The 12,109-nt window shown below is 64.4% G+C and carries 9 protein-coding genes and 1 pseudogene; 4 read left to right on the top strand and 6 right to left on the bottom strand.

Annotation, left to right across the window (positions count from 1 at the left end):
* Positions 1 to 1,049, top strand: a 1,049-nt coding sequence (locus AC4FAH_RS10195; protein WP_490245978.1) for an ATP-binding cassette domain-containing protein, incomplete at its 5' end; no start/stop codon positions are given.
* Between the two features lie 181 nt (positions 1,050 to 1,230).
* Complete coding sequence (locus AC4FAH_RS10190) at positions 1,231 to 2,427, top strand: BaiN/RdsA family NAD(P)/FAD-dependent oxidoreductase (RefSeq protein WP_225347200.1); 1,197 nt, start codon at positions 1,231 to 1,233, stop codon at positions 2,425 to 2,427.
* A gap of 28 nt (positions 2,428 to 2,455) precedes the next feature.
* Here the strand turns inward: AC4FAH_RS10190 and AC4FAH_RS10185 are convergent, their stop codons facing one another.
* Positions 2,456 to 3,364: a LysR family transcriptional regulator gene (locus AC4FAH_RS10185; protein ID WP_131432642.1), complete on the bottom strand. Its 909-nt coding sequence runs from the start codon at positions 3,362 to 3,364 to the stop codon at positions 2,456 to 2,458.
* Positions 3,365 to 3,610: 246 nt separating this feature from the next.
* Between AC4FAH_RS10185 and AC4FAH_RS10180 the strand changes: the two genes are divergently transcribed.
* On the top strand, positions 3,611 to 4,807 hold the full coding sequence (locus tag AC4FAH_RS10180) for an MFS transporter (protein ID WP_490245977.1): 1,197 nt from the start codon (positions 3,611 to 3,613) through the stop codon (positions 4,805 to 4,807).
* 95 nt (positions 4,808 to 4,902) lie between these two features.
* Here AC4FAH_RS10180 and AC4FAH_RS10175 read toward each other — a convergent pair whose 3' ends face one another.
* The 4 genes from AC4FAH_RS10175 to AC4FAH_RS10160 all read right to left on the bottom strand — a co-directional run bounded on the left by AC4FAH_RS10175 (position 4,903) and on the right by AC4FAH_RS10160 (position 7,704).
* Positions 4,903 to 5,253: a YqjK-like family protein gene (locus tag AC4FAH_RS10175; RefSeq protein WP_225347197.1), complete on the bottom strand. Its 351-nt coding sequence runs from the start codon at positions 5,251 to 5,253 to the stop codon at positions 4,903 to 4,905.
* A 34-nt stretch (positions 5,254 to 5,287) separates the two neighbouring features.
* A complete protein-coding gene (locus AC4FAH_RS10170) occupies positions 5,288 to 5,710 on the bottom strand; it encodes a phage holin family protein (protein ID WP_225347196.1) in 423 nt (140 codons plus the stop codon).
* Complete coding sequence (locus AC4FAH_RS10165; protein WP_082388358.1) at positions 5,710 to 6,048, bottom strand: ElaB/YgaM/YqjD family protein; 339 nt, start codon at positions 6,046 to 6,048, stop codon at positions 5,710 to 5,712. The genes AC4FAH_RS10170 and AC4FAH_RS10165 overlap by 1 nt, the downstream gene beginning before the upstream one ends.
* Positions 6,049 to 6,489: 441 nt before the next feature.
* Positions 6,490 to 7,704, bottom strand: coding sequence for a phospholipase A (locus AC4FAH_RS10160; RefSeq protein WP_225347195.1), 1,215 nt, complete (start codon positions 7,702 to 7,704; stop codon positions 6,490 to 6,492).
* A 425-nt stretch (positions 7,705 to 8,129) separates the two neighbouring features.
* Between AC4FAH_RS10160 and mscK the strand changes: the two genes are divergently transcribed.
* A complete protein-coding gene (gene mscK / locus AC4FAH_RS10155) occupies positions 8,130 to 11,675 on the top strand; it encodes a mechanosensitive channel MscK (RefSeq protein ID WP_279839587.1) in 3,546 nt (1,181 codons plus the stop codon).
* Between the two features lie 144 nt (positions 11,676 to 11,819).
* On the opposite strand, the pseudogene AC4FAH_RS10150 reads toward mscK, so the two are convergent.
* A pseudogene (locus AC4FAH_RS10150) lies at positions 11,820 to 12,109 on the bottom strand (ABC transporter substrate-binding protein); the annotation flags it as partial.

The following is a 12,109-nucleotide window of genomic DNA, read 5'->3' as shown; positions in this document are numbered from 1 at the left end:
AGCCGACCAACCACCTGGACATCAACACCATCCGCTGGTTGGAAGGCGTGCTGACTGCACGTGCCAGCACCATGATCATCATCTCGCACGACCGTCACTTCCTGAACAGTGTCTGCACCCACATGGCGGACCTGGACTACGGTGAGCTGCGTCTGTTCCCGGGCAACTACGACGAGTACATGACCGCTGCCACCCAGGCGCGCGAACAGCTGCAGGCCGACAACGCCAAGAAGAAGGCGCAGATCGCCGAGCTGCAGTCCTTCGTCAGCCGCTTCTCCGCCAACGCCTCCAAGGCCAAGCAGGCGACCTCGCGTGCCAAGCAGATCGACAAGATCCAGCTCAACGAGATCAAGCCGTCCTCACGCGTCAGCCCGTTCATCCGCTTCGAGCAGACCAAGAAGGTCCACAACAACGCGGTGATGATCGACAAGCTCTCCAAGGGCTTCGACGGCAACACCCTGTTCGAGAACTTCAGCTTCACGGTCGCCGCCGGAGAGCGTGTCGCCATCATCGGCCCGAACGGCATCGGCAAGACCACGCTGCTGCGCACCCTGGTCGGCGAGATGCACCCGGACGCCGGTGAAGTGAAGTGGACCGACGCCGCGGACGTCGGCTACTACGCGCAGGACCACGCCCATGACTTCGCCAACGACATGAGCCTCTATGACTGGATGGCGCAGTGGACCGGCGGCGGCGAGCAGGTCGTGCGTGGCACCCTGGGTCGCATGCTGTTCTCCAATGACGACATCCAGAAGTCGGTCAAGGTCATCTCCGGTGGCGAGCAGGGCCGCATGCTGTTCGGCAAGCTGATCCTCAAGCAGCCCAACGTGCTGGTGATGGATGAGCCGACCAACCACCTGGACATGGAATCCATCGAGGCACTCAACCTCGCGCTGGAAAACTACCCGGGCACCCTGATCTTCGTCAGCCACGACCGCGAATTCGTCGGCTCGCTGGCCACCCGCATCATCGAGCTGAAGGCCGATGGCGTGGTCGACTTCTCCGGCACCTACGACGACTACCTGCGCAGCCAGGGCGTCATCGTCTGAGACTCGCCATGACTGGCTAGTCTGTCCGGTCTGACAAGACACCCTCATCGTCTCTGACGATGGGGGTGTCTTGTTTCCCATCTCCGGCCGCTGGCTGCGGCAGGCTTCTGGTAGAATGCCGGCCCGCGTGTGTCTGCACAGCCGATTTCCTTTCCTTTCTTCGCTTCACGGAGTGTCCCGCATGGCCACATATGACGTCATCATCATCGGCGCAGGCGCGGCAGGCCTGATGTGTGCCGCCACGGCAGGCTATCAGGGCAAGCGCGTGCTGGTGCTGGACCACGCCAACAAGGCCGGCAAGAAGATCCTGATGTCCGGCGGTGGGCGCTGCAACTTCACCAATCTGGATGCCGGCCCAGCCAACTTCTTCTCGCGCAATCCGCACTTCTGCATCTCGGCGCTCAAGCGCTATACGCCGCACCATTTCCTAGAACTGGTGGAGCGTCATGGGCTGGAGCACGTCGAGAAGAAGCCGGGACAGCTGTTCTGCGCCGATTCCGCCAAGGACCTGCTGGCGATCCTGATGACGGAGTGTGAATGGGCCGGGGCGGAGATTCGCCTGAGTACGCGCATCACCTCGCTGGAGCGCGCGGGCGAGGGCATGCGGGTCGAGACCAGCAATGGTACGCACACGGCAGGGCGCGTGGTGGTGGCCACCGGCGGCATGTCGATTCCGACGCTGGGCGCGACCGGCTTCGGCTACGACATCGCGCGCCAGTTCGGGCTCGAGGTCACCGATACCTACGCCGCGCTGGTGCCATTCACGCTGACCTCGCAGTGGAAGGAGCGTCTGTCGCCGCTGTCAGGGCTTGCCTGTGACGTCAGCGTCACCGCCGGCAAGGGCCATTATCGCGAACCGATGCTGATCACCCATCGCGGGCTTTCCGGTCCGGCGATGCTGCAGGCCTCCAGCTGGTGGACGCCCGGGCAGCCGTTGAGCATCGACTTGCTGCCGGGCGTGGATGCCTACGCCGAGCTGCTGGCCCTGCGCGAGCAGCATCCCAAGCGCCAGATCGGCCCCTGGCTTGGCGAGCGCCTGCCCAAGCGCCTCGCCCAGTCGCTGGTCGAGTGGCAGGACGCCGACGCCGGTCGCATCAGCGAGCGCAGCCTCGCCGAGCTTTCCAACGCGCGTCTCGAGCAGCTGGCCAAGGCACTCAATCACTGGCAGCTCAAGCCGGCGGGCACCGAAGGCTGGCGCACCGCCGAGGTCACCATGGGTGGCGTGGTCACCGATGCCATCTCGCAGAAGGACTTCAGCGTGCGCGATCTGCCGCAGCTGGCCTTCATCGGCGAGGTGCTGGATGTCACCGGCGAACTGGGCGGCTACAACTTCCAGTGGGCGTGGTCCTCGGCGGTGGCCTGCGGGCTGAACTGCTGACCGGCACCTTCTCGCCACTGGCTGCGTCTCACGCCATCTGCTGGCGGATGGCGGGCAGGCGCTGCTCGACCAGCGCGACAAAGGCCTCGATTACCGGGCGGACCGGTGTGGTCGGGTAGTGCAGCTCCAGCGGTACCGCGCCGAGTGCCGGGCGCAGGGGAATGAACTGGCAGCCATCACGTTGCAGGCGGCGAATGCAGCCGGGCGCGATGGCGACTCCCAGTCCCGCCGCCACCTCACTGAGCAGTGTCTGCATCAAGGCCGGTTGGCGCTGGATGCGCGGCGAGAAGCCGGCATCGCCGCAGGCACTGATGATCTGATCGAACAGCCCCGTCGCCTGCCCGCGCTGAAACAGCACGAAATCTTCCTGCGCAAGCTCGCTGAGGGCCAGTCGCTTGCGGTGCGCCAGACGATGCCCCTCGGGCACCACCGCCATCAGCCTATCCTCGTAGACCGCCAGGGCGGTCAGGCTGTCACGCTGCTCGCTGGGAAGCGGGCGCGACAGCCCGATGTCGATCTCGTCACGCGCGAAGGCATCCAGCTGCTGCTGGGCGCTCATCTCATGCAATGACAGGCTGACCTCGGGATGGTCGCTGGCGAAGTCGCGCATCAGTCCGGGCACGAAGCTTGCGCAGGCCGAGCTCATGTAGCCGATGCGCAGTGTGCCGGTCTGGCCGCTGGCAGCCATCGCCACGCGCTTGCGTGCCTGAGCCTCCAGCGCCAGCATGCGCTGCGCTTCTTCCAGCAATGCCTCCCCCGGTGCCGTCACCTTCACCTCCCGCGTATTGCGCCATAGCAGGCTGACGCCCAGCTCGGCTTCGAGATCGGCGATCTGGCGGCTGATGGCGGGTTGCACGGTATGCAGCTCGCGGGCGGCGGCCGAGAAGCTTCTGTGCGTCGCCACCGAGACGAAGGTTTTCAGTGTGCGGAGTTCCATGCCGGCCCTCGTGGCTGATTGATGTTCAGTCAGTATAAGTCATATCAAGTATTGTCATTTCTATTATAAGCCTGCACTCGCTAGTCTGAAGGCCTGCCAAACCTCCCTTCGTCAGTCTCTGCCGTCTCGCCTTGTCTCCTGTCTCTTGCTGCTTGCCGCTGGCTTTGCCTCGCAAGCAGACAAGCAAGCGAGCAGGCGGGGCGCGTAGCGGCTGACAGGAGGGTTCTGAATTCGAGTGGAGCCAATATGACGACATCAACGAGTGGAGTGGCCGCGCAGGATACGCGCGGACCCTCACAACCGCTTTCTGCCGGCGGCCGTTTCACGCTGCTGGCCATCGCCTGTCTGACCATCATGGTGGGAACCGTGGTCGCGCCGGGGCTTCTGAGCATCGCCTCGGCGCTTGAGGTGGAGAGCCATGCCAGCTGGCTGATTACCCTGCCGTCGCTGGGCGCCGTGCTGTTCGCGCCCATCGCCGGGCGCATGATCGATCGTGTCGGTGCCTATCGCTCGCTGGTGGGCGGGCTGTTCCTGTATGGCGTGCTGGGCGCGGGTGGCGCACTGCTGGAAGGCACCGTCGTCGTGTTCGCCGATCGCATTCTGCTCGGCGGCGTGACCGCCGTGGTGATGGCGGGCGGCACCACGCTGATCTCCGAGTGGTATCACGGCCATGCGCGTCTGGCGATGATCGCCCAGCAGGGCATGTCCATCGAGCTTGGCGGGGTGATCTTCCTGTTCGTCAGTGGTGTGCTGGCGGGGATCGCCTGGCAGTGGCCCTTCGCCCTCTATCTGATAGCCTGGGTACTGCTGGCCATGCTGTGGATGATGGTGCCGAAGCAGTCGCCTGAAGCGCCTGCCGAGGAGAGCGGAAATGCCGGCGGTGAGGCCTTGTCCTCCTCGCTGACCAGCGTCTACCTGGCCGCGGCCATCTCGTTGACGCTGTTCTTCACCGCCATCGTCATGCTGCCGATGCGCTTGAATCTGCTGGGGCTGGATGAAGCGGCCACCGGTATCTTCCTGGCGGGCATTTCGCTGGTCGCGGTGGTCGCGGCGATGCTGATGCCGAAGGTGTCGCGTGCCCTGGGTGAGATGCCGACGCTGGTGCTGGCCTTCCTGCTCTATGCCGGCAGCCTGTTCCTCTTCCAGCAGGCCGAGAACATGACGCTGATGAGCGTCGGTGCCGTGTTGTCCGGCATGGGCTTCGGCTTCTCGATCCCCTTGCTCAACCACATGACGGTGGAGCGCAGCCACACCTCGGTGCGCGGTCGCAATCTCTCCTACCTGACGATGGCGATCTTCCTGGGACAGTTCCTGACGTCCTTCCTGGAATTCCTGTCCGGTGACGGCAGCAACGTCTTCGGCGCCGCCGCCGTGCTGGGGCTGATCTTCGCGGTGCTCTATCTGGGCGTGTATCTGCTCAAGCGTGACAGCCGCAGCGCCTGATCGCGGCAGGGTTAACAGAACGACACGTCGCAATGACGAAAAAAAGCCCCGCCACCTGAATCCCAGGTGGCGGGGCTTTCGCTGTAATGCCGTGATCATTTGTCGAACAATATTCTCAGACGGCGAATCATCACCCAGCTCATCAGCCCGCGCTTGAGCAGGCTCAGGCCCTTCTTTGGCCGGAACCCGCCCCGCGCCGCGATCAGGCCGCCCACCAGCACCAACGGGCCGCGGTATTGCTGGACCTTGGCCCAGCCGCGGTCGATGGGGGCGGTGGCCTCCTTGAGTTCGCGCATCGCATGGCTGACATCGAGGCGCTGCTGACTGATGCGTGCTTCGAGTTCCGCACGCCGAGCGTCACGCGGATGTGCTGACCGGCGTCCGTTCCCCTGCACGGGGGGCAGCGCCGGCTCGCGTCGCGCGAGGGACTGTCTGGAAGAATTCATCTCGCCTCCTTGGCAGGCACTGGCAGGCGGGGCATCAAAGGTTTTCGCGTTGGCGCTGGCGTTCCAGTGCGTCGGCACGCACATCCTTGAGGCTGTCGCTGTCACGGCTCAGGTTGCTGAGCGTGGAACGCAGCAGGCTGCGCTGGGAAGCGATCACCTTGACGCGCCAGGCGATCAACCCCCCCAATGCCAGCAGGATACCGCCGCTCAGGGCGATGGCCAGCAGGCGGTGGGTATCCCAGAAGGTCACGACCACCAGCAGGATCGCCAGGCCGATGCCGAAGCAGATCAGCATCAGGGCGATACCCGACAGCAGCAGCATCACGAACAGCCGTTCGCGCTCTTCCTCGAGCTCCAGCACGGCGAGACGCAAGCGCGTCTCGCCACTCTCGACCAGGCTCGCAGTCAGACGTCGGATGGCGCCAAGTACGCGTTCAACCGGCCCTTGCTCCTGCATCAGCGACGGCCAAGCAGCATGCCGACGACGACACCGGCGGCCGCGCCGATACCGACACTGGTCCACGGGTTGTCGTGCACGTAGCGATCAGCGCAGTCCACGGATTCGCGCGCGCCGGCGGCGAGGCGATCGCCCTGGGCGCTGAGGCGGGCGCGGGTGGCTTCCAGGCGAGTCTGGGCGCGGGCGCGGGCTTCCTTCATGCTCTCGCGGGAATCTTCAGCCGAGGCGTGCAGCAGTTCCTCGACGGTCTGGGACAGATGGCGCAGATCTTCCTTCAGCTGGTCGGTGTTGGCACCGGTCGCGGAAGTGGTGTGATCGCCGATCTTTTGCATAGCCATGGTGTAACTCCTTCCCGTATGTCGAATCAGATTTCGCGAATGGTGAGCGCGGTGTTGTCTGCGCTTGACTCTCGAACTCTCTCTTCCCTGGGGCGCCGCAGGCGGCAGGGCATGACCTGAATCCACTTGCACGAGACTCTTGCAAGCATCGTCAGCACGTCGTCATGACGCGTCTTGCGTGGTCATGCACAAGTCGTGGGGGTCGAATGCGACAAACACAAGGGCAAGACACGCACAGAGCACGATATCGCCATGTCACGTGCGGGAGGCATGATCTGGATCATGGACGTGCCACCTTGTCCACATGGTCGGTCCACATGGGCAGTCCACATAAGGGCGGTGCATACGGAGGGCAGATGGCAAGACGGGCAGCCTGGGCTGCCCGTTGCGGGAGGGTCATGCGAGTTCTTTTATCAGAACTTTTTGATCAGAACTCTTTGATCAGGTCTCGGGCGAGCCGGCGAAGAAGGTATTGATCGAGAAGCCCAGGCCAAAGCGATTCACGCTGTGGTCGTAGTCGATCAGGCTCTCACCGTAGCCGTGGTAGTACTGCACGTAGCCACGTACCTTGCCGAACAGCGGGAAGGAGTAGTCGAGCTGGTTGCCGTAGTTGCCCTTGGAGGGGTTGCCGCGCACCATCCAGGTGACTTCGTGCTGATCGGAGGTATAGCCGACCGTGATGTCGCCGTAGCCGATGTAGTTGTAGAGGTCCGGATTGTCGTCCTCGTCGGACTCCTCCGGCACGCGCCAGTGCGGCGTGACCGCGATGGCCCAGTCGCCGTTCTGGAACATCATGTCGGCGTAGACACGGTTCCAGCTGCGCGACAGCGGGTCGGAACGGCCGTTGGACTGATGCGCGAAACCGATGCGGTTGCGGGTATTGGTCCAGCCGAACAGCTCATAACGATTGTCGAACTGCAGGAAGGCTTCCGGCTCGTAATTGGTCTCGCGGAACGGCGCCGAGGCATCGGAGTTGTAGGCCTGCCACCAGCTGCGCTGGGTATAGGCGAAGAACACGTCGCCATTGTCACCGAAGATGTCATCCATCAGCTCGACCTTGAGGCTGAGCTGGTATTTCACCTCGGTCTTGTCCACCTCGCCTTCCTGGGTGACTTCGGCAAAGCCGTTGGCATCCGGGTTGGTGTTGTAGGCCCAGGGCAGCAGGTAATTGCGCTTGTAGGCGGTGATGGCCAGCGGATTCTTCTCGGCGTCGTTCTCCAGCACGACACGCTCCTTGGCGCGCTGCTGGGCCAGGCTTTCATCGAGGGGCGCATCGACGCTCTGGCCTTGTGCCCCCTCGGTCTCGGCCGCTTCCGCCGAGTAGCGCTCGTCATCCGCGTCTTCGCGGTTGGAGAGGAAGACCTGCTCGGTACGCGGGTCACTCTCGACGCCGTCCGCCGTGCCCGGTGCAGAGGCCGCCAGCTCGCGCCAGTCAGCCTGACTCATGGCACCCGCGCGGGCCTGGGCGGCAGTCATGCCCAGTGCTTCGGGAGCGAAGCGCTTGCCGTTGGCCAGTACCACGCGTCCTTCGGCATCCATGGTGTAGGGCACGTCGGCCGCTGCCGGTGCGGCGGCACCCAGCAGTACTGTGGCCAGCACTCCCGAGAGGCGTGCAGGGACGGACCGGAATCCGATGGAGGCAAGGCGGAGGGGCATGGAAATATCCTGTCGGTTACACCGCGGCGGGGGAGCAGCGCATTATGGAGCAATGTTCATGACATGTCTGCCATTCTACTGGTGGCGCAGTGTCCGGTTCCAGCACGAAGATTCCGACAGGTGCGTCGCCTCGATGCGACGATGCATGTCGCTCACGCTGGCCTGCAAGCATCGCTTTCTCGCCCCGTCACTCTTTGCTGCATTCTCCGCTTCACTCTCTAGTTCAATCTCCACTTCATCCTTTGCTGGGCGGCCGCCGGCGGACGTTTGCCGACAAGGATTGCGTGGGATGCAGCGCCAGTCGACAATGCGGCCCTTGCCCGCGTTTGCGGCCGGTCACGATGTCATCCTGCATGGCTGGCGGCGGCCTGGCGGGGCAGCAGAGCCGATGAAGAAGTGCGGTGGTGACCATTGAGGAGACAGCTGTGACAGGTAACAAGTCCTTGAGACTGATGATGTTGGCAGGCGCCTTGCTGCTGATGGTGCTGCTGGCCTGGGTGCCGGCCACGGCCAGTGCGGACGCCCCGAAGCGTGCTGATGTCCAGACTCAGCTTGAAGACCTGCAGAGCGTCGAGAAACCGGATGCCGACACCCGTCAGCGCATCGCGGACCTCAAGGATACCCTGACGGTGCTCGACGACCTCGCCGAGGCCACCAGCAGCCTGAATTCCCTCAAGAGTGAGGTCAAGGAGGCGCCGGCGGAGTTGGCGAAGGCGCAGGCCGAGCTGGCGCGCCTGCCTCAGGACTACACCCCGCCCAGCATCGCCTCGCTGGAAGGCGAGTCGGTCGAGGCGCTGGACAAGCGCATGACCTCGATTCTCGACTCGCTGCAGAACCTGCAGGACAAGCTGGCCGACACCAATCGGCGCCTGATCAATGCCCAGAGCCTGCCGGAGCGTTCGCGCTCGACCCTGGCCGATGCACAGCAGCAGGTGCAGCGCCTGCAGACCCAGCTGGGTGGCAGCGGCGATGCCGACCTGTCCGGCACCGGGCGTGACCTGATCGAGGCCCGCCTGGCGCTGGCCGAGACGCGTGGCGAGCTGAGCCATTCAGAGCTCAATTCAAGCTCTCTGCTGCGTGAGCTGGCCCAGGTGCGCAAGACCCTCTACAGCCGTCAGATCGCCAATCTGGAGCAGGACCTGGAGCAGGTCCAGACGCTGGTCAACGACAAGCGCCGCAACCAGTCCGAGCAGACCATCGCCGATGCCACCAGTGGCGAGAATGCCGCGCTGGCCGACAACCCCATCTTCCAGCAGGTGCTCAACCGCAACCGCGAACTCAGCAGCCAGCTGCTGGCGATCACCGATCGCGTCAACGCCGTGATTCGCGATGGGCTGGAGGTGCGCACCCAGCTCGACCGCGTCACCCAGGTCGAGCGCACCATGAGCGAGCAGATCGAGGCCATCAAGGGCAGCGTCCTGCTGGCGCGTATCCTGCGTGAGCAGCAGAGTCGCCTGCCGCAGGTCGATGTGCGCAAGGACTTGAAGGAAGAGATCGCCGACCTGCGCCTCAAGCAGTTCGAACTCAACAAGGTGCGTGAGCAGCTCGCCGATATTCCGGGCTATCTCAATTCCTACGTGCTGGGCGAGGCCGCGGCGCTGGAACGCCCCGGCGGCAATGCCGATGTCAGCCAGATCAGCGCCGAGCTGCGTCAGGCGTTGATCGGTCAGCTGGAGGCGCGCAAGGAGCTGGTCGACAAGCTCGACAAGGAATACGACAGCCTGCTGGCACGCGCCATCGACCTGCAGCTCAACCAGCAGCAGCTGCTGGAAGTGTCAGGGCGTCTGCGCCAGACCATCGAGGAGCAGCTGTTCTGGGTCGCCAATGGCAAGCCGCTGGATCTCGACTGGCTGTCGCGTACCCCGGAAATGCTCGCCGAGGAGCTCAGGCCCAACGTCTGGCGTGGCGTGGTGGCGGGGCTGTCCAAGGGCTTTCAGCTCAGTGACCTGTGGGTGGCGCTGCCGGGCTTGCTGCTGCTGATCTTCATCACCTGGAAGCGTTCGCGCATCCGTGCGCGCCTGGCGGACCTGCACGCCCAGATAGGGCGCCTGAAGCAGGACACCCAGCTGCATACGCCGCGCGCCATTCTGCTCAACGTCCTGCTGGCCATCCCCGGCGCGCTGGCGCTGGCGCTGATCGGCGGCGTGCTGTCGCTGGGCGAGGGCATCATGCTGTGGGCGTTGGGCCAGGCGCTGTTGAAGCTGTCGCTGGCGTGGGGCATCTTCGCCATCTTCCGCCGCCTGCTGGTCAAGGACGGCGTCGCCGAGCGTCACTTCCAGTGGCCGGCCAACTACGTGGCGGAGCTGCGCCGTCATATCTGGTGGCTGGGCTTCGCGCTGCTGCCGGTGGTGCTGACCACCAACATCATCAGCGAGGCGGACCTCAACCTGCTCGAGCGTCCGCTGGGGCTGGCCATTCTGTTCGTGGGCCTGATGGCGATGAGCTTCTGTCTGTCGCGACTGATTCTGGCCCACGTCCCCTTCTTCGGCCTCAAGCTGTTCCGACTGATTCTGGGCCTTGCGATGGCGCTGGTGCCGGTGGCGCTGGGCGTGCTGATCTGTCTCGGCTACGAGTACACCGCGCTGCGCCTGTGTGGCCGCTTCATCACCACCATCTTCCTGTTCGGGGCCTGGATTCTGGTGGAAGCCACCGTGGTGCGCGGGCTGGCAGTCGCCGCGCGGCGTCTGGCCTATCGTCGCGCCGTGGCGCGTCGCCGTGCCCAGGTGCAGGAGGGCGCCGAAGGCGGTGTCGAGGTGGTGGAAGAGCCGCCGCTGGACATGGAGCAGGTCAACTCCCAGTCACTGCGTCTCTCGAAGCTGATCCTGGTCATCAGCTTCCTGTCGATCTTCTATGTGGTGTGGGCCGATCTGCTCAATGTGCTCAGCTATCTCGACAGCGTGGTGGTGTGGGAAATCGCCGCTTCCGTCGAGGGCGATTCGGCGACGCCCATCTCGCTGGCGGACTTGATCGCGGGCATGATCACCCTCGCCGTGGCGGTGATGATGGCGCGCAACCTGCCGGGCCTGCTGGAGGTCTCGATCCTGTCGCGGCTCGAGCTCAAGCAGGGCTCCAGCTACGCGATCACCTCGCTGCTGTCCTACGTGATCATGGCCACCGGCTTCGTGATGACATTGGGCAGCATGGGCGTCAGCTGGGACAAGCTGCAGTGGCTGGTGGCGGCGTTGAGTGTCGGGCTGGGCTTCGGTCTGCAGGAGATCTTCGCCAACTTCATCTCGGGCCTGATCATCCTGTTCGAGCGGCCGGTGCGCATCGGCGACACCATCACCATCGGCAACCTGCATGGCACGGTCAATCGCATCCGGATCCGCGCCACCACGGTGACGGATTTCGATCGCAAGGAGATCATCATTCCCAACAAGGTATTCGTCACCGACCAGCTGATCAACTGGTCGCTGTCGGACAACGTCACGCGGGTGGTGCTCAATTTCGGTGTCGCCCATGGCAGTGATCTGGATCTGGCGCATCGTCTGCTGATGCAGGCCGCCCAGGAAAACAGGCGGGTGCTCAAGGACCCGGAGCCGCTGGTGTTCTGCCTGACCTACAACCAGGACAACTTCGGTTTCGAGCTGCGCATCTACGTCAATGACCTGACCGATCGCCTCTACGCCACCGATGAGATCAACCGCTGGGTGGACGCACGTTTCCGTGAGCATGGCCTCAAGGTCGCCTTCCAGCAGATGGATGTCTGGCTGCATCGCGACGATGGCACCGAGCGCCTCGTCGAGCAGCGCAGCGCCTCGGCGGAGCCGTTGCGCCCCGCCAGCGGCTCACCGGAAAGCAGCGAGACGGAAAGCACGGAGTATCAGAGCAGCGAGCACCGGGAAGGTGGTGCGCTGATCGCGCGTCGCAAGCCCGCCGAGGGTCTGGCAGGCCGTGAGGACGCCGGGCTGCGCGAGGCCGCACCGGACGCCGATGGCGGTGATGGCGGCGGAGATGCCGGTGGTCGCTGACGCTGAATCCACTGCTCATGTCATTGAATGCCGCATGGCATCACGCACAAGGCGCCCCGCGGGGCGCCTTGTGCGTGATGGGCTCGGAGCTGTGTTTAGTGCGTTTACAGAACGGGAGGGGCTAGCCAGCCCTGACACCACGCATCATTGGTTCAATTCGGGCTGCGTGGCTGACGGGGCCTCGAATTCCAGTACCCAGCGGCTCAGGAAACTGGCCTGCTTGAGGCGATCGAGTGTCGCCAACAGGCCAGGGCCGATCTCGATCGGACGTAGTGCATCGCCCAGTTGCTCGCGCATATGCTGAGCGCTGCCCTCGCCACGCACCTCGGGGTGCAGTGCGCCCAGCTGGCTGTCGCTGGCCACCGCCTGCTGGCCTTCCAGACTCAGCCACCAGTCGAGAAAGGCCTCACCGGCCTCGGGATGAGGCGCCTGCT

It is taken from the genome of Cobetia sp., assembly GCF_983723665.1.
The sequence above is the reverse complement of the archived record's forward strand: the minus strand, read 5'-3'. Positions and strand labels throughout refer to the sequence as shown.